This is a genomic window from Streptomyces sp. ISL-66 (genome assembly GCF_018614135.1).
In the GTDB taxonomy this organism is placed as follows: domain Bacteria; phylum Actinomycetota; class Actinomycetes; order Streptomycetales; family Streptomycetaceae; genus Streptomyces.
The window spans coordinates 931-17,573 of the sequence record NZ_JAGGOW010000010.1; the positions used below are offsets into that span (position 1 = coordinate 931).

At 72.4% G+C, this 16,643-nt stretch carries 16 protein-coding genes; 8 read left to right on the forward strand and 8 right to left on the reverse strand.

Going from position 1 to position 16,643, the window contains the following annotated elements; genetic code table 11:
* Positions 1–633, reverse strand: a 633-nt coding sequence (locus J7E97_RS02445) for a DUF2142 domain-containing protein (RefSeq protein ID WP_215021674.1), incomplete at its 3' end; no start/stop codon positions are given.
* Positions 634–646: 13 nt separating this feature from the next.
* Positions 647–2,320: a hypothetical protein gene (locus J7E97_RS02450; RefSeq protein ID WP_215021676.1), complete on the reverse strand. Its 1,674-nt coding sequence runs from the start codon at positions 2,318–2,320 to the stop codon at positions 647–649.
* 543 nt (positions 2,321–2,863) lie between these two features.
* Here J7E97_RS02450 and J7E97_RS02455 point away from each other — a divergent pair.
* Positions 2,864–3,598 carry a class I SAM-dependent methyltransferase gene (locus tag J7E97_RS02455; RefSeq protein ID WP_215021678.1) on the forward strand — a complete coding sequence of 245 codons (735 nt, stop codon included), beginning with the start codon at positions 2,864–2,866 and terminating at the stop codon, positions 3,596–3,598.
* Between the two features lie 72 nt (positions 3,599–3,670).
* Here J7E97_RS02455 and J7E97_RS02460 read toward each other — a convergent pair whose 3' ends face one another.
* Positions 3,671–4,018 carry a helix-turn-helix domain-containing protein gene (locus J7E97_RS02460; RefSeq protein WP_215021680.1) on the reverse strand — a complete coding sequence of 116 codons (348 nt, stop codon included), beginning with the start codon at positions 4,016–4,018 and terminating at the stop codon, positions 3,671–3,673.
* Between the two features lie 96 nt (positions 4,019–4,114).
* Here J7E97_RS02460 and J7E97_RS02465 point away from each other — a divergent pair, with 96 nt between their 5' ends.
* A complete protein-coding gene (locus J7E97_RS02465) occupies positions 4,115–5,002 on the forward strand; it encodes an NAD(P)-dependent oxidoreductase (RefSeq protein ID WP_215021682.1) in 888 nt (295 codons plus the stop codon).
* 99 nt (positions 5,003–5,101) lie between these two features.
* Here J7E97_RS02465 and J7E97_RS02470 read toward each other — a convergent pair whose 3' ends face one another.
* From J7E97_RS02470 to J7E97_RS02480, 3 genes are all read right to left on the reverse strand, one after another.
* Complete coding sequence (locus tag J7E97_RS02470) at positions 5,102–5,935, reverse strand: EI24 domain-containing protein (RefSeq protein ID WP_215021684.1); 834 nt, start codon at positions 5,933–5,935, stop codon at positions 5,102–5,104.
* A gap of 161 nt (positions 5,936–6,096) precedes the next feature.
* Entirely contained in the window at positions 6,097–6,519 is a 423-nt protein-coding gene (locus J7E97_RS02475; protein WP_215021685.1) for an organic hydroperoxide resistance protein, read from the reverse strand.
* Positions 6,520–6,585: 66 nt separating this feature from the next.
* Positions 6,586–7,608 carry an NADP-dependent oxidoreductase gene (locus J7E97_RS02480; RefSeq protein ID WP_215021687.1) on the reverse strand — a complete coding sequence of 341 codons (1,023 nt, stop codon included), beginning with the start codon at positions 7,606–7,608 and terminating at the stop codon, positions 6,586–6,588.
* Between the two features lie 96 nt (positions 7,609–7,704).
* Here J7E97_RS02480 and J7E97_RS02485 point away from each other — a divergent pair, with 96 nt between their 5' ends.
* The gene (locus tag J7E97_RS02485; RefSeq protein ID WP_215021689.1) at positions 7,705–8,127 is read left to right on the forward strand and encodes a MarR family winged helix-turn-helix transcriptional regulator; all 423 of its coding nucleotides are present in this window, start codon (positions 7,705–7,707) and stop codon (positions 8,125–8,127) included.
* 9 nt (positions 8,128–8,136) lie between these two features.
* On the opposite strand, the gene J7E97_RS02490 is transcribed toward J7E97_RS02485, so the two are convergent.
* Positions 8,137–8,895: a hypothetical protein gene (locus J7E97_RS02490; RefSeq protein WP_215021690.1), complete on the reverse strand. Its 759-nt coding sequence runs from the start codon at positions 8,893–8,895 to the stop codon at positions 8,137–8,139.
* Between the two features lie 75 nt (positions 8,896–8,970).
* Between J7E97_RS02490 and J7E97_RS02495 the strand changes: the two genes are divergently transcribed.
* The gene (locus J7E97_RS02495; protein ID WP_215021691.1) at positions 8,971–9,612 is read left to right on the forward strand and encodes a hypothetical protein; all 642 of its coding nucleotides are present in this window, start codon (positions 8,971–8,973) and stop codon (positions 9,610–9,612) included.
* Here J7E97_RS02495 and J7E97_RS02500 read toward each other — a convergent pair.
* Positions 9,609–10,349, reverse strand: coding sequence for a triacylglycerol lipase (locus J7E97_RS02500; RefSeq protein WP_215021692.1), 741 nt, complete (start codon positions 10,347–10,349; stop codon positions 9,609–9,611). The genes J7E97_RS02495 and J7E97_RS02500 overlap by 4 nt on opposite strands.
* A 242-nt stretch (positions 10,350–10,591) precedes the next feature.
* Here J7E97_RS02500 and J7E97_RS02505 point away from each other — a divergent pair, with 242 nt between their 5' ends.
* The 4 genes from J7E97_RS02505 to J7E97_RS02520 all read left to right on the forward strand — a co-directional run bounded on the left by J7E97_RS02505 (position 10,592) and on the right by J7E97_RS02520 (position 16,603).
* Complete coding sequence (locus J7E97_RS02505; RefSeq protein WP_215021695.1) at positions 10,592–11,629, forward strand: rod shape-determining protein; 1,038 nt, start codon at positions 10,592–10,594, stop codon at positions 11,627–11,629.
* Entirely contained in the window at positions 11,626–13,167 is a 1,542-nt protein-coding gene (locus J7E97_RS02510; RefSeq protein WP_215021696.1) for a GAF domain-containing protein, read from the forward strand. The genes J7E97_RS02505 and J7E97_RS02510 overlap by 4 nt, the downstream gene beginning before the upstream one ends.
* 197 nt (positions 13,168–13,364) lie before the next feature.
* Entirely contained in the window at positions 13,365–15,122 is a 1,758-nt protein-coding gene (locus J7E97_RS02515) for a VCBS repeat-containing protein (protein WP_215021698.1), read from the forward strand.
* 104 nt (positions 15,123–15,226) lie between these two features.
* Positions 15,227–16,603: a carboxyl transferase domain-containing protein gene (locus tag J7E97_RS02520; protein ID WP_215021700.1), complete on the forward strand. Its 1,377-nt coding sequence runs from the start codon at positions 15,227–15,229 to the stop codon at positions 16,601–16,603.
* The last annotated feature ends 40 nt before the right edge of the window (positions 16,604–16,643 follow it).

The following is a 16,643-nucleotide window of genomic DNA, read 5'->3' on the forward strand; positions in this document are numbered from 1 at the left end:
CCCGGCCGCGATCTCGCCGCCGCTGGGGTTGACCATGCCCGCCATGAACAGCGCCATCGGGGTGGCCGCCGTGAACACGCCGAGCAGCGCCAGCGAGCGCCGCCGCCATTCCGCGGCGGTGACCACGGCGCTGGCCAGCAGCGCCGAGCAGAACAGTGCCGCCGCCAGACGCATGAGGTAGAGCCCGTCCGGGCCCTTGACCAGCAGGCTCGGCCAGCCGACGGCCAGGTAGTAGCCCGGGTGGTAGCGGCCGGCCGCGGTGGTGACCTGGGCGGTCTTCTCGGAGGACCCGAGCTCCGGCGAACAGGACGCCGGCACGTGGTAGTGCCCGGAGTAGCAGGTGTGCAGCGTGCGCAGCTCCCCGTACCACTGGGGCAGTTGGGCCCCCGTCTCGGCGGACTTGACCTCGGCGCCCGCCACCCTGCGCGGGACCATCACCTCGGGGCCGTTGAACTGGCCCCGGGCGACGGCCGCGGCGCGGATGTAGTGGGCGTGCTCGTCGGCGGAACCGCTGAGCGGAGTGGCGACGGACCACGAGGCGGCGAGCGTGAAGAACAGGAGGAACGCGACGGCCCAGAGCCGCTTGGGCGTCCGGGCCGACCAATCCGCCAGCCGCGTCAGTGCGGAGATCATCTTTTCCCTCTGGTCATCGGATCGAGCTCAGCCAGCTCTGGTCGCCGTCCTTGGAGCACACGTGCTCGGGAGCGAACTTGGGGCACTTCCCGTCCTGCTTGCGGATGGTGTGCGACACCCAGGGCAGAACCCGGTAGGTGCCGTCCTTGGCCGGCATGTAGCGGTCGGCCATCGAGGAGGAGGCCGTACCGAGCAGCAGCAGGAGGGCGCACAGGGCGCCGATCACGGCGCCCTCGCGGCCGGGGAATCCGGAACGGACCGCGGTCGGGGACGGGGAGGTGGGCACGGACACGGAGGCGGACGCGGAGGGGATCACGGACGGCGCGTCCTCGCCCGCGGACGCCTCGGCGCCGCGTGCGGCCAGCCGCTGCGCGACCAGGTGCGCCACCAGCGCGCACAGGATCATGCCGCAGTAGAGCAGTTGGTTGTTGGTGCGCGTGTAGAGCTGGACGGTCTGCGTCTCGTACATGTGCGAGGCGATGTACATGCGCATCAGCCACGCGCTGATGAACATCGCGGCGATGGTGACCACCATCGGCTTGCGCAGGCCCAGCCAGATCGCGATGCCCAGGCACACGAAGGTCACCACGGCGAACAGCCCGACACCGGCGTACTCGCCGGGCAGCGGCCATTCGCCCACCTTGCCCGGCATGTCGGTGCGCCACATCAGGTAGTAGGCCGGGTCGGTGAAGTTGTCGAAGCGGAAGACGTAGTCCTTGGTGTTCTGCCCGTCGACCAGCATGACCTTCAGGTAGCTGCCGGCCACCACGAGGAACCCGGCCAGCGTGGCGCCCAGGAAGGACAGCCCCTTGAGCGGGCCGGTCTTCCACGGGAAGTACAGGAGCACCGCGAACAGCACGCCCGCCGCACTCCACAGGAACCAGCCCGAGTAGGTGAGGAAGAGGACGCCCAGCGCCACGCCCAGCCCGGCCCCCTTGAGGAGCAGCAGCCTCCAGCTGCCCTTGGCGCTGCGGCGCAGTGCCACCACCATGGCGGCCAGCACCGGCACGAGCAGCACCAGCACGGTCTGGCTGTACGGCTTGTAGGCGTCGATCAGCGCGAACGCCGGTACGACGCCGAAGGCGAGCGCCCGCATCGGACTGAGCAGCAGGCGCCAGGCGAAGTAGACCAGCGGTCCGAAGGCGGCGGCGCCGAGGATCTGGAGGTCCTTGAAGGCGTACGCGGTGTTGCCGCCGTGGAACCATTCGGCGTAGTAGCCGAGCGTGTACAGCGGCATCGGCGGGTACACCGGCGAGCCCGAGGGCTGACCGTTGGCGACCGCGTGGGCCCACTCGACGATCCGGCCGCTGTCGCCGTTGAGGCCGAACATCGGCCACGGCGTGCCCAGCAGCGAGACCACGGCGCCCGCGGCGACGAAGCCGCTGGCCAGGCCGGCGACGGCGGCGCAGGCTATCCGGGTGGCCAGGTCGAAGTGGCGGCCGCCGCGCAGCCGCATCGCCAGCACCACGGCGCCGACGCACACCAGGCCGAGCAGCGCGAACCGCAGCTGGATCGCGGCCAGGCCGCTGACCTGGGCGATCCGGTCCAGCGGGTTGAGCTTGAAGCCGCGTGCCAGATAAGGGAGGACCAGCGCGGCGCCGAACGCCACGACACCTTCGAGCAGCAGCAGCCCCCCGCGGGAACGCAGGGCGCGACCCGGGGCGGAACGCTCCGACCGGTCGGGCACGGCTGATCCGCTCGCAGGGCCCGGGCGCACGGCTGCCGACCCCTCGGTACTGACTGTCACTGAAGATGTCCCTACTGCTGGTCGGTGCCCGGCGCCGCGGCCGGTCGCTGCTCAGCAAGTCACTGTCCGGCTCGGGCCCCGGATGACCGGTTGCTCCGGACAAGGACGCGGACTCAAGGACGGCACGGGACAGCTTCGACTCTTGCCGCGCTCATACTATCGGGTGGCCCAGAGGCCGAACGGGTCCCGATCGCTCCCCCGGCCTTCGGCCGCCAGGTCGCCGGACCGCCGGCCGCCCGGGCAGCCGCGGACACCGTACGGCTCCTGTAACTGCCCCCGAAAGTCAGCCCGGCGCGGCCGTGGAAGGCCCCGCCGCGGCCTTCCATGGGGGCTGCGGGCGCCCGGCACGCAGGCCCGCGAGGGGTCGGGCCGACCGGTGTGCCGCAGCCCGCCAGCCGACCGCCCACCCCTCCCCGCACCCATCCTGACCTGGGGTTTCATCATTTCTGCCGGTAAGATCGGGACCACGGGAAAGGGGTTCGGATGGACCGGAACATACGCAGTGTCGACGATGTGCTCGCCCTCATGGACGGGCTCTTCGCCCCCGAGGCCGACCGCTGGACGACCGGCGGCGCCTCTTGGTGGGACGGCTTCTACGCGGACCGCGACCGGCCGGTGCCGTTCTTCGCGGCGAAGCCCGACGAGAACCTCGTCTCCTACCTCGACCGCGGCCTGATCACCCCCGGCGGCCGCGCCCTCGACCTGGGCTGCGGTCCCGGCCGCAACGCCCTGCACCTCGCCTCGGCGGGCTTCGAGGTGGACGCCGTCGACCTCTCCCCCGCCGCCCTCGCCTGGGCCGGGGAGCGCGCCCGCGCGGCGGGCGCGGCCGTCCGCTTCCACCACGGGGACGCCTTCGGCGAAGCGGGCGCCGCGCTCGTGGGCCCGTACGACCTGATCTACGACTCCGGCTGCTTCCACCACCTGCCGCCGCACCGCCGCATCAGCTACCTGGCCCTGCTGGAGCGGCTCCTGGCGCCCGGCGGCCGCTTCGCCCTGACCTGTTTCGCCTCGGGCGCGATGGGGTCGGAACTGTCCGACGCCGACTTCTACGGCCGGGCCCGCCTCGAAGGCGGTCTCGCGTACACCCCGGAATCGCTGCGGTGGATCTTCTCCGGTCTCGCGGAGGTCGAGCTGCGCCGGATGAACGACGAACCGCCCGCGTCCGCCTCCTTCGGCGAAGCGTTCCTCTGGACGGGGCTGTTCCGCCGCCCGGCGTGATCCGGGACAGGGGCCAGGATCGGGATCGGGCCGGGACCGGCTCCGCCGGCCCGGTCCCGGCTTCCCGCGCCCTCAGGCCGGCTGCCTCGATTCATCGGAGAGCAGGTGTTTCGTCCCCCACGCACCGAGTGCGGCCAGGGCGCCGCTCAGGTCCTGGCCCAGCGGGGTCAGGGAGTACTCGACGCGCGGCGGGACCTCGTCGTAGACCTCGCGGTGGACGATGCCGTCCACCTCCAGTTCGCGCAGCTGGGCCGCGAGCACCTTCTCCGAGACGCCCGGGACCAGCCGGCGCAGTTCGCCGAAGCGGCGCGGGCGCTGCTCCAGCTCCCACAGGATCGATACCTTCCACTTGCCGTCGATCACGGACATCGCCGCGGCGATCCCGCAGTGATCCGCCCCCGGCCGCTGTGCCACCGCCATCACGCACCCCTCCCACCTGTTCCCTCACCTCGGGGTAACCACCCACTCCGAAGTGCGTACTTGAGTACCTGTCAGCCTGCCACCAGGCTAAACGGCATGACCGACACCAGCACGAAGACCCCGCTCACCCTCCTCGGCCTCGGCTCGATGGGGACCGCCCTCGCCCGCACCTGGCTCGCCGCCGGGCACCCCCTCACCGTCTGGAACCGCACCCCCGCCAAGGCCGAGGCCCTCGCGGCCGAAGGCGCCGTCGTCGCCGCGAGCCCCGCCGAGGCGGTGGCCGCGAACGGCCTGGTCGTCCTGTGCCTGCTGGACGACGCCAGCGTCGGCTCGGCCCTGGAGGGCCTGGACCTCGCCGGCAAGGACCTCGTCGACCTGACCACCGGCACCCCCGCCGACGGCCGCGCCCGGGCCGCGTGGGCCAAGGAGCGCGGGGCCCGTTTCCTGGACGGCGGGATCATGGCCACCCCGTCGATGATCGGCGTCCCCGAAGCCGGCGGGTACGTCTTCTACAGCGGCTCCCCCGACCTCTTCGAGGCCCACCGGAGCGCGCTGGAGGCCCCGGCCGGCGCCCGCTTCGTCGGCGCGGACCCCGGGCACGCGGCCCTGTACGACGTGGCCCTGCTGAGCGCGATGACCGGTCTCTTCGCCGGGATCTCGCACGCCTACGCCCTGATCGAGGGCGAGGACGTCTCCCCGAAGGAGCTGGCTCCGCTGCTGACCGAGTGGCTGGGGGCGATGGGCTTCTTCGCGGGCGCCGCCGCCGAACGGCTGGTCTCGGGGGACTTCACCACGGGGGTCGAGTCGAACCTGGCCATGCAGGTCACGGCGAGCGGCACCCTGCTGCGGACGGCCGCGGAGCAAGGGGTCAGCACCGAGCTGATCAGCCCGTACCTGGACCTGATGCGGGAGCGGCTGACGGCCGATCCGGCGGCCCACGGCGCCGAGGACACGGCCGGGGCGATCACCCTGCTGAGGCGTTGAAGCCACCGCCGCGAGGTCTCCGGCCACGGGGTGGCCGAGTTCGACGAGTTCCTGCGAAGTTCATACGAGCGCTACGAGTCCTACGAGCGCCACGCGTTGCTACGCGTACGAGGGCGGCGGGCCGAAGCTGCCGGCCGGGCTCTCCCCCGGGGTCACGGCGCCGCCGTCCCGGTCCTCGGCCCCGTCCTGCTCCTCGTCCGCGCCCACCAGGTCCCTGGCCATGAGCGTCGCCCCGGCCACCGCGCCCGGCATCAGGAACACGGCGACGAGCGGCACCAGGAAGGCGAGCACCAGCGGCACGCCGAAGCCCAGCGCGAGCATCCGCCGCGAGCGCAGCAGCCCCAGCTGCTCGGTGAGCCGCACCCGGCGCCGCATCAGGGCGACGGAGGTGAGCTCCTGGGTCAGGAAGTAGCCGGAGACGCAGAACCCGACGGCCGGGACCACGGTCTGGCCGACCACCGGAACGAAGCCGAGGGCGAAGAGCAGGATCCCGTAGAGCAGTACCCGGCCGAGGATCTTCAGGCTGTCCCGGGCGGAGATCCAGAGCTCCTGCCAGAGCGTGAGGCCCGACTCGGGGACCTCTCCGCCCTCGCTCCGGTCGACCTGCTCCGAGAGCGACTCGTAGAACGGCTGGCCCACGAGCAGGGTCACGGCGGTGAAGGTGATCACCGCGACGAAGAGCCCGAAGGCGTAGAGCAGGGCGGTCAGGAAGCCCCGGAAGAGGCCGAGCCACGGGGAAGACCACCCGTCGGCGAAGGGGGTCGCCCAGGCGGTCAGGTCGTCGGCGCCGTAGCCGAGGCCGATGAGGGCGCCGGCGTAGAGCACCAGGGAGACCAGTCCCGGCAGCAGTCCGAAGCCCAGCCACCGGCCGTGCCGGAACACCCACCGCTGGCCGGCCAGCAGATAGCCGAATCCCCCCGCAAGATCACGCATGCGGCCAGTCTAGTGCCGTGCCCGGTGAACCTTCCCGGTCACGGCACTGGCCGGGCCCCGCGGACGGCGAAGGCCGCACCCCGGTCCCGGGGTGCGGCCTTCGGCGCTCACTCCGGATCCGGGATCCGAAGATCCGGGATCCGGGATCCGGGATCCGGGGATCAGACCGCGAGCTCGACGGTGATGTTGCCGCGGGTCGCCTTGGAGTACGGGCAGACCTGGTGGGCCTTCTCGAGGAGGTCCTTGGCGGTGGCGGCGTCCACGTTCGGGATGGAGGCCGAGATCTTGACGATGATGCCGAAACCGTCGTCGTTCTTGCCGATGCCGACCTCGGCGGTGACGGTGGAGCCGGAGATGTCGGCGTTCTCATTGCGGGCGACGACGCCGAGCGCACCCTGGAAGCAGGCGCTGTAGCCGGCGGCGAAGAGCTGCTCCGGGTTGGTGCCCTCACCGCTGCCTCCGAGCGCCTTCGGCGGGTTCACGACGACGTCGAGCTGGCCGTCGTCGGTGGCGACGCGGCCGTCACGGCCGTTCTCGGCGGTGGCAACGGCGGTGTACGCGACATCGGAATACTGGATGGACATGTAAGGAGATCCTCCTGGTGAATCGCCGCGACTCGCGCCCACGCGTCGCGGCGGTGTGGAGTGAGCCTAACCGGTGAAAGAAACGATCATCTTTCCGGTGTTCTCACCGCGCAGCATTCCCAGGAAGGCCTCGGTGGCGTTCTCCACGCCCTCGACGACCGTTTCGTCGGCGACGAGCTGCCCCGAGCGCAGCCAGCCGGCCACGTCCTGGACGAACTGCGGCTGCAGCGCGGCGTGGTCGCTGACGAGGACGCCCTGCAGGCGCAGGCGCTTGCCGATGACGTTCATCAGGTTGCGCGGGCCGGGGGCGGCCTCGGTGTCGTTGTAGTGCGCGATCGCGCCGCACAGGGTGGCCCGGCCGAACGGGTTGAGGGCGGTGATGGCCGCCTCCAGGTGGTCGCCGCCGACGTTGTCGAAGTAGACGTCGATGCCGTCGGGGGCCGCCTTCGGCAGCTGCTCGCCGACGGGGGCGTTCTTGTAGTTGAAGGCGGTGTCGAAACCGTACTTCTCCGTGAGGAGCGTCACCTTCTCGTCGGAGCCGGCGGAGCCGATGACGCGCGAGGCGCCCTTGATCTTCGCGAACTGGCCGACGAGGCTGCCGACGGCGCCGGCCGCGCCGGAGACGAAGACGGAGTCGCCCTCCTTGAAGGAGGCGACCTCGAAGAGGCCGGCGTAGGCGGTCAGGCCGGGCATGCCGAGCACGCCGAGGTAGGCGGAGAGCGGGGCGAGCGAGGCGTCGACCTTGGTGGCGTGCGCGGCGTCGAGCTCCGCGTACTCGCGCCAGCCGAGCGGGTGCAGGACGTGGTCGCCCACGGCGAAGCCCTCGGCGGCGGAGGCGACGATCTCGCCGACCGCACCGCCCTGCATGGGCTGGTCGAGCTGGAAGGGCGGCACGTACGACTTCGCGTCGTTCATCCGGCCGCGCATGTACGGGTCCACGGACATGTGGAGGTTGCGCACCAGAATCCGGCCGACGGCGGGCTCGGCGTTCACGGGGGCTTCGCGCAGGGCGAAGTCCTCGGCGACGGGCCAGCCCTGCGGGCGGCGGACGAGGTGCCACTCGCGGCTCACGGCGGGGATCTCAGACATGCGGCGCTCCTGAAAAGGGGAGAGGATGCTTCACAACGTGAAACAACCATGCGCCTAGATATTTCATGTTGTCAAGTAAATGGGTACGCTGGATTCATGCCCAGTCGTCGCGTAGACCCCCTGACCCTCGAGGTCGTCGAGCTCATCGGCACCGTCGTGGCCCGCTACCACGAGGAGTACGAGCACGCGGCCGCCAGCCACCAGCTCACGGGGGCCCAGGCCCGTGTACTGAACCTGCTCTCCCTGGAGCCGACGGCGATGCGGAAGATCGCGCAGAAGCTGAAGTGCGAGCCGTCGAACGTCACCGGCATCGTGGACCGCCTGGAGGCCCGGGGGCTCGTCGAGCGCCGCCCCGACCCGGCCGACCGCCGGGTGAAACTGGCCGCGACCACCGAGGAGGGCCTGCGGACAGCGGACCGGCTGCGCGCATCGCTGGACTTCGCGCGCGAACCGCTGGCCGGACTCTCCACCGAGGAGCGGACGGCCCTGCGGGACCTGCTCAAGCGCATGCTGGACTGAGCGGGCGCCTCACTCCCAGCAGAGCAGGTTCCACCACGGGCAGGCCGGGCGCTTCGGCGGGGTCGGCTGCGGAGCCGGACCCGTGGGCGTGACGGACCCGCTGGGGGTCGGCGCGCCGCTGGAGGCCGCAGTGGCCGGACCCGACGGCGTGGGCTGTACGCCGCCTCCTGTCGCGGTGGCGCTCCGCGTCGGCCCCGCCGCCTGCGAGCCGGAGGCCGACGCCGCCGGTCCGGGCACCGCGCTCCCCCCGGCGGTGCGGCCGGGCCCTGCCTGCTTCGTCCCCCCGGCGGTGGCCTTCGCGGAGCCGGCGGCAACGGTCGCGGTCCTGCCCGAAGGCACCGCCGACGGCTGAGCCGGAGCACCCGTCAGGCCCGGGAGCGGAGCCGGTTCCTCGGGACCCGCGTCGTCGGTCAGCACCACCGTGGCCGCCCGGTCGGTGCGCTCGCCGTCCGTCACCATCCGGGCCAGCCCCAGCATGGTCCCGACGGCGAGCAGGAACCCCGCGCCAACGGCGAGCAGGGTCCGCCGCCGTCTGCGGTGCGTGGTGCGGCGGCGGGCACCGGCCCGGCCCTGCCGCCCGGCTCCGGACAGCACGACGAGCGAGTCGGCGTACACGTCGGCGAGCGCGGCCGGGCCGCTCTCCGGAGCGGAGGAGGCGGCGGCCGGTCGGGGAGGCGCGCCCGGTATCAGGTGCTCGGCCGGAGTTCCGCACCCGGCGCACGCGAGCGCGCCGTTGAGGTGCCTGTGACAGGCGATGCAATAGTCCATGGCGCCCCGCAGGTTACGCGTTCACCTGCAACATCCGGATCGCGAGATGGTAAGGATCCTGTGTGGAATGGTGGAATGCGTGACAGGACGCCGAGGAACGCAGTGACACCGCCGCCCGCCCGTAGCCCCTTCGGCCCCGAGGCCTTCCAGCTGGTGCTGCTGCGCCGGATGGCCGATTTCCAGCCGGGCCTGGCCGAGGAGGCCCGCCACCGGCTCGGCGCCTCGCTCGCGCAGCAACGGGAGGCGAACAAGCGCTGGCAGGCCATGGTCCGCTCGCCCCGCTCCCGGGGCGCGCTGGCCCGCTACCGCTCGGCGCTCGGCCCACCGGAGTCCACCGGGTCCCGCGCGATCGGCGACCTGCGGTGCGAGGCCCTGCTGTGGCCGGTGCCGCTCTGGCCCGATCTGCGCTTCGAGGTGCTCGCCGCGCCGGACGGGGCCGTCTGGAACGAATGGCTGGTGCGGGCTCCGGGGGCGCGGGGCCCCGTACTGGAGTCGCCGCGGGACCTGCGGCCCTGGTCGGCGACGGTGGACGAGGTGGCGCGGGCCTTCGCGCCGGTGCGCCCGATGGAGGGGACCGCGCCGACGCGGTGGCGCCTCGCGTTCACCGCGTCGGGGCGGGCCTGCGTCGCGGAGTTCACGTACGGCCTGCTCCAGCGCGTGGAGCAGGCCGCCGAGAACGGCGACTTGAACGACGACGGGAACGACGGCGTGAACTAGGACCGCAGGAAGGTCCGGACGCCCGCCGAGGTCGGGTCGTCGCCGAGCAGGTCGTTGTGCTTGAGGCAGCCGACCGGGGTGTTGGCGGCCCCGGCGAGCGGGACGCTGGAGTCGGGGTTGATGACCTCGTCGCAGTTCGACCAGAAGGTCGCGTACTTCGCCGCGCCGGGGGTCTCGTCGCCGGAGTTCAGGTTCGAGACGACGTACGAGCCGGGGGTCATGTCGCGGCAGGCCTGGTCCCACATGGCGCAGGCCCACGCGGTGGAGGTGCCGTGGTTCGGGCCGGCCAGGGAGACCCAGTGGTCCACGGTGGCGCCGCCGCCGCCGAACTTCACGTACCAGCGGGTGACGAGCGAGCCGAAGGAGTGGGCGACCAGGTCCACGCGGGCCGCGCCGGTCTGGCGGCGGACGTCCTCGACGTAGGCGGCGAGCCTTCCGGAGAGGACCTCGTTGACGGACTGGTGCGTGTCGTAGCCGAAGGAGAAGAGCTCGGAGTCGGCGTACCCGTCGGCGCGCAGGTCCTCGCGCAGGGAGCCCCAGACGCCGGGGTCGGCGTTGTAGCCGTGCACGAAGACCACCGGATTGCGCGCGGACACGGCGGCGGGGACCTCGCCCGCGGCCCGGGCCCCATCCGCCGCCGGGGCTCCACCGGCGGCCCGGGCCGGGAGCGTGGGCGCCACGAGGAGCGCCATGCAGAGCGTCAGAAGCGCGAGCAGTCCCTGTCGGGCCGTCAGCATCGGGTCCCCTTTACCTTGTTACGCACCAGTAGCGCGATCGGTGCGGGCATGGTCGCGCCTGGCGTCGCAGAATTCCACCCCCGTGCAGCACCCACCGGCGCCCCTCGCACCCCTCCCGTACCTCATGGCACCCCCCAGCCGGAGCATCAAATCGGGCAATACGAGCAATTCACCCGAGAAGATACGAAGTGTGACCGGCACCCGCCGGCCTTCTTGCGCCAGTGCTCTCGGGAGGATCTGCCATGACCGTCAGTCTTGAGCAGTTGCGCCGCTGCCACGTCGCCGTCGACCTCGGAGCGGCCCGGACCCGCGTGTACGTCAAGGGCGCCGGGCTGGTCGTGGACGAACCGAGCGTCGCCGCGGTGAACACGCGGACCGGTGCCCTCATCGCCGTCGGTACCTTCGCCGAGCGGATGACCGGCCGCACGCCCGACTACATCCGGGTCGTCCGCCCCGTCTCCGGCGGCACCGTCGTGGACATCGAGATGGCCCAGCGCATGCTGCGCCACCTCCTCGGCGAGAAGCTGCGGCGCGCCCTGCGCCGCAAGCCCCGGCTGCGGGCCGCCGCCTGCACCCCGCACGACGCCGACCCGCTCGCCCAGCGGGCCACCGTCGAAACCCTCGTCGGGCTCGGCGCCCGCCGCGTCGAACTCGTCGACACCCTGATCGCGGCGGCCGTCGGCTGCGGACTGCCCGTGGAGCAGCCGACCGCGACGATGATCATGGTGTGCGGGGCCGCCGCCACCCAGGTCGCCGTCCTCTCCCTCGGCTCGATCGTCACCGCCGTACGGATCCCGGTCGGCGGCGAGGCCATCGACCACGCGGTGGTCCAGCACCTGCGCCACGCGCACGAGCTGATGCTGCCCAGCCAGGCCGTGCGCCCGCTCCAGCTGGCCCTGCACGGGAACGGCATCACCGCCGAGGGCCCGGCCTCCACCCTGATCCACGGCCGGGACGTGTCCACCGGACTGGCCCGCTCCGTCCACGTGGACACCGCCGCCGTCCGGGACGCCATCTACACCCCGCTGACCGCCGTGCTCGACGGCATCGGCAAGGTCCTGCGCGACTGCCCGCCGGACCTGGTCGCCGATCTGACGGACCGGGGGATCATGATGGTGGGTGGCAGCGCCCTGCTGCCGGGCCTGGACCAGATGCTCCGCGACGCGACCGGCATGCCCGTGGCCATCGCGGAACGGCCGGACGTCTGCGCCGTACTGGGCCTCGGCATGATGCTCGAAGGGAAGATCTCCCCCATGGTGTTGAACCCGCTGGCCGGATGACGGAGCCCTCCAGCCTGCCCGTCCTCCTGGAGGCGGTCCTCAACGTCGGCTCCGATCTGGAGCTGCGGACCACCCTCCAGCACATCGTGAAGTCCGCGACCGGACTGTGCTCGGCCCGGTACGGTGCGCTCGGGGTCGTCGACCCCGAGCGCAAGCGGCTGACCGGACTGTTCACCGCCGGCCTGACCGAGGCCGAGCGGGCCGCGATCCCCCACCTGCCCGACGGCCGGTCCGGCCTGCTCGGCGCCCTGATCACCGACCCGCGCCCGCTCGTACTGGAGGACCTCTCCCAGGACCCCCGCAGGGCCGGCTTCCCACCGGGCCACCCGCCGATGCGCAGCTTCCTCGGCGTCCCGATCCGGGTCCACACCGAGGTCTTCGGCAACCTCTACCTCACGGAGAAGCGGGGCGGCGGACCCTTCACGGACGAGGACCTCGCACTGCTGCGGGTCCTGGCCGCGCAGGCGGGGATAGCGATCGGCAACGCCCGGCTGTACGAGACCGCGCGCCGCCGGGAGCGCTGGATCGAGGGCGCCGCCGCCGTGACCACCACCCTGCTGGCGGGCCGGCCGGCGGCGGACGCGCTGATGTGCGTGGCCGAACGGGCCCGGCTGCTCGCGGACGCGGCGGCCGGGGTGGTCCTCCAGCCGACCCCGGCGGGCGGGATGGAAATCGTGGCCGCCTCCACCCAGGGGGATCCCGGGGACCTGGTCGGCACGGCCATCGAGCCGGGTTCGCCGGTCCTGGAACAACTCCTCGGCGGCGAACCGGTCTTCATCGAGGACTCGGCGACGGATCCCCGGATGACCACGCACGTACGGGAGCGCTTCGGCCCCAGCATGATGCTCCCACTGCAGAGCGGCGGCCAGCTCATCGGCACCCTCGCCCTGCCGCGCCCCCACGGCGGTCCCCCGTACGACGCGGTGGACCGGCTGCTGGCCTCGCAGTTCGCCTCGCAGGCCGCGCTGGCGCTGGTCCTCGCGGACGCGCAGCACGACCGCGAGCAGCTGGCCGTCTACGAGGACCGCGACCGCATCGCGCGGGACCTGCACGACCTGGTGGTGCAGCGGCTGTTCGCGACCGAGATGATGCTGGAGAGCACGAAGAAGCGTTCCGCGGCGTCTGCGGCGGACGCCACGGTCGGCGAGGAACTGGGCCGGGCGGTGGACGAGCTCGACTCCACCATCCAGGAGGTCCGCACGGCCATCTTCGCCCTCCAGCAACCTCCGACGGACGCCCCGACCACCTTCCGCGGCCGGGTCCTGCGGGAGACCGGCGGCGCGGCGGTCCTGCTGGGCTTCCAGCCGTCGGTCCACTTCGCGGGCCCGGTGGACGCGCTGCTCCCGGAGCCGGTGGCGGCCGACCTCCTCGCCGCGCTGCGCGGCGCACTGGCGGCCGCACACCGCCGCAGCGAGGTCACCTCCATCGAGGTCGACGTGAACGCGGACCCGGACCGCGTGCGCCTGACGGTGGTGGACGACGGCCGCACGGAGTCGGGCACCCGCGGCACGACACTGACCTGGCAATCGGCCCTCTGACGACGCCGCGGATCAGCGCGTCTGAACATGATCAAAATCGCCGGGGAAATCACTTCTGCAACCCATGCCCCAGGGGTACTCTTCGGGGACACCCGGGGGGGTACCGGCAGCCTCAGTGCACCATGCCGCGCATCAGCGCGCCGTGCGCGAGCGCCTTCAACCCGGTTTCGCACGCATTTCTCACAGGGGGACCTCTCTTGTCTTTCACGCGCTCCCAGCGCTCCGGCCGCATCGCGGCCTGCACCGCCGTCGCCGTTGCGGCCGGCATGCTCCTCGCCGGCCCGGCCGCGGCCGACGGTGCCCCGAAGCCGCCGACGAAGGTGGTGAAGCCCGCGGACAAGCGGGCCGGCGGGACCCTGCCGAAGTCCGCACCCGTGGCAGGCACCCAGAAGCTGCAGCGCAGCGGCCAGGCCACCGAGGGCTCGGCCGCCGTCAACCGGCCCCGCTTCGACGTGGACAGTGACGGCGCCGACGACATCCTCTACCGGGGGAACAGCGGCAGCTACTACCTCAAGGCATCGTCGGCCACGGGCGCCGACACGGACTTCTTCATGGAGCGGTCCGACCCGAACGAGGACTTCAAGGACGTCATCCCGGCGGGCGACCTGAACGGCAACGGTCGTCCGGAGCTGCTCCAGCTCTCGATCACCGGCAAGCTGTCCATGGTCGAGGCCACCAGCGCCTATTACACGAGCACCGCCCAGTGGTCGAGCGGTGGCTGGAACGCGTACAACAAGCTGATCGCCGCGGGCGACTTGAACGGTGACGGCCGACCCGACCTGCTGGCGCGCGCTCACAACGGCACCCTGTACCTGTACCCGGGCAATGGCCGCGCCGGCGCGGACACCCCGTACGGCGACCGGATCGAGATCGGCACCGGCTGGGCCAAGTTCGACCAGATCACGGCCGGCGCCGACTTCAGCGGCGACGGCATCCCGGACGTCATGGCCACGCTGCCGAACGGCGAGCTCTACATCTACAACGGCACGGGCGGCGTCAACAGCTTTCTGTACGATGGCGAGCACATCGGCAACGGCTGGACGACGTACAACCAGATCAGCACGCTGGTCTCCAACAACGGCAGCTCCTACGTCTTCGGACGCGACCTGAGCGGTCAGGCCTACCTCTACCAGGGCCTCGGCGCCGGCCGGCTGGCCGACCGTTTCGACTTCGGCAAGAACTGGAACCACCAGGCGCTGATCGTCGGCCAGGGCGGTATCCCCGCCCACGGCAAGAGCGAGCTGTGGGGCCGCACCGGTGAGGGCACCCTGTTCGCCTACGCGGGCCAGAACAACGGCAACTTCACCGACCGCCAGCAGATCAGCGACGACGGCGGCTTCCCGGCGAACGAGGTCGGCATCTCCCTCGCCTCGTCGGTGAACACCTCGTCGTTCCCGAGCATGCTGTGGACGTACGGCGGCGGCCTGTACCAGGAGGGCAACTACGTCGGCGGCGGCTGGGGCATCTACAAGTCCCTCGTCGGAGTGGGCGACCTCAACAACGACGGCTACGGCGACCTGCTGGCCCTCGACGGGTCGAACGTCCTGTGGTTCTACGAGAGCAAGGGCACGGTGGTCGGATTCTTCGACCGTGTCCGTGTCGGTGGCGGCTGGGGCATCTACAACAAGCTCCTCGGCGCCGGTGACATCACCGGTGACGGCCGCGCGGACCTGGTGGCCCGCGGCACCGACGGCGCCCTGTACGTCTACCCCGGCACCGGATCCGGCACCGCACCGTTCTCGAACCGCGTGCAGATCGGCAGCGGCGGCTGGAACGGCTTCACCAAGCTCGCCGCGCCGGGTGACATCACCGGTGACGGCCTGGGTGACATCGTCGGCACCGACTCCTCCGGTACCGCATACCGCTACGAGCCGACCGGCCTTCAGGGCCTGAACACCTTCTCCGGCCGCGGCACCATCGGCACCGGCTGGAACACGTACAAGGAACTCTTCTAGCCGGATCGGATCCGGCGCCGCGATCATGCGCCGCCGGATCCGTCACCGCTGCGAACACAAGACATCGCCGCTTCGGCCAAGGGAGCGGGGTCTAGGGTGACGGCGTGACGACGACCCGCCTTTCGGCCCGCGCGGCCCTCGCCTCCGTGACCGACCCCGGCAGCTTCGCCGAACTCCCCGCCCCCCGCCGGCAGTCACCGGCCGACGGCCCCCTGGGCTGGACCGGCTACGACGACTCCCGCGACCGGGCCCGCGACCGGACCGGCGAGCAGGAGTCCGTCGTCATCGGGACCGCCCTGATCGGCGGCCGCGAAGCCACCCTGATCTCCTTCGAGTTCGGATTCCTCGGCGGTTCGCTGGGCGAGCGCACCGGAGACCGGCTCGAAGCCGCGTACACGCACGCGCGCGAGCACCGCCTCCCCCTGGTCTCCCTGATCGCCACCGGCGGCTCCCGCATGCAGGAGGGCATGCCGGCGCTCACCCAGCTCCAGCGGGTGGCCCGCCAGTGCGTGCTGACCCGGGCCGCCGGGCTGCCGCAGATCGCCGTGCTGCGCGACCCCGCCACCGGCGGCGGCTGGGCCACCCTCGGGGCGGGGGCCGACGTGGTCCTCGCGCTGCCCGGGGCGCAGGTCGGGTTCGCCGGGTCCCGGGTGCGGCCGCCGGACGCGGATCCGGCCGCCTACACCGCCGAGGGGCAGTGCGCCGCCGGACACGTGGACGCCGTCGTCGCCGCCGCGGAACTTCCCGCGACCCTGGCGGCCTGGCTCCGGGTGCTCGCCGCGCCCCGCTCCGCCGGGCACGTGGCACCTCCCGCCGCACTGGCCGCCGACGTAGAGCTGCCACCCACCGGGTGGCACGCCGTCCGCCGGGCCCGCCGCCCCGAGCGGCCTCGCGCCCCGCAGTACCTCGACGCGTACTTCGACCTCCGCCTCCCCCTCAGCGGCGACCGCGCCGGCGGCACCGACCCGGGCATGCTGTGCGGATTCGGGCTCCGGGAGGGCCAGGCCGTGGCCTACGCCGCCCAGTGCGGCACCGCCACCCGACCGGCGGGCTACCGTACGGCGGCCCGTGTCATCCGGCTCGCGGACCGGCTCGGCATCCCGGTGCTCACCCTGGTGGACACCCCGGGCGCGGCCAACGACGCCGCCGCCGAGCACGCGGGCGCCGGCGCAGCCATCGCCGACACCTTCGTGGCGCTCGCCTCCGTCACGGTTCCCGTGACCACCCTCCTCATCGGCGAGGGCGGTTCGGGCGGCGCCCTCGCCCTGGCCGCGCCGGGCCACACCTGGGTCACCCCGGACAGCTACTTCTCGGTGATCGCCCCCGAACTGGCGGCGGCCATCCTCAAGCGGCCCCCGGAGGCCGCCCCGGCGACGGCGGACCAGCTGCGCATCCGCCCCCAGGACCTGGTCTCCCTCGGCGTCGCCCGCGGGATCGTTTCCCCGCCGACGCCGAAGACGCCGGAGGAGCCGAAGCCCTAGCCGGTCGAGGGAGTCCGATTAACCGGCGACGGACAACGAA

Bases quoted from the DNA above. Each gene is read 5' to 3' on its own strand.
- J7E97_RS02455 (WP_215021678.1), top strand. From the start codon at position 2,864: ATGGACCGGAACATACGCAGTGTCGACGATGTGCTCGCCCTCATGGAC.
- J7E97_RS02460 (WP_215021680.1), bottom strand. From the start codon at position 4,018: ATGGCGGTGGCACAGCGGCCGGGGGCGGATCACTGCGGGATCGCCGCG.
- J7E97_RS02465 (WP_215021682.1), top strand. From the start codon at position 4,115: ATGACCGACACCAGCACGAAGACCCCGCTCACCCTCCTCGGCCTCGGC.
- J7E97_RS02470 (WP_215021684.1), bottom strand. From the start codon at position 5,935: ATGCGTGATCTTGCGGGGGGATTCGGCTATCTGCTGGCCGGCCAGCGG.
- J7E97_RS02475 (WP_215021685.1), bottom strand. From the start codon at position 6,519: ATGTCCATCCAGTATTCCGATGTCGCGTACACCGCCGTTGCCACCGCC.
- J7E97_RS02480 (WP_215021687.1), bottom strand. From the start codon at position 7,608: ATGTCTGAGATCCCCGCCGTGAGCCGCGAGTGGCACCTCGTCCGCCGC.
- J7E97_RS02485 (WP_215021689.1), top strand. From the start codon at position 7,705: ATGCCCAGTCGTCGCGTAGACCCCCTGACCCTCGAGGTCGTCGAGCTC.
- J7E97_RS02490 (WP_215021690.1), bottom strand. From the start codon at position 8,895: ATGGACTATTGCATCGCCTGTCACAGGCACCTCAACGGCGCGCTCGCG.
- J7E97_RS02495 (WP_215021691.1), top strand. From the start codon at position 8,971: ATGCGTGACAGGACGCCGAGGAACGCAGTGACACCGCCGCCCGCCCGT.
- J7E97_RS02500 (WP_215021692.1), bottom strand. From the start codon at position 10,349: ATGCTGACGGCCCGACAGGGACTGCTCGCGCTTCTGACGCTCTGCATG.
- J7E97_RS02505 (WP_215021695.1), top strand. From the start codon at position 10,592: ATGACCGTCAGTCTTGAGCAGTTGCGCCGCTGCCACGTCGCCGTCGAC.
- J7E97_RS02510 (WP_215021696.1), top strand. From the start codon at position 11,626: ATGACGGAGCCCTCCAGCCTGCCCGTCCTCCTGGAGGCGGTCCTCAAC.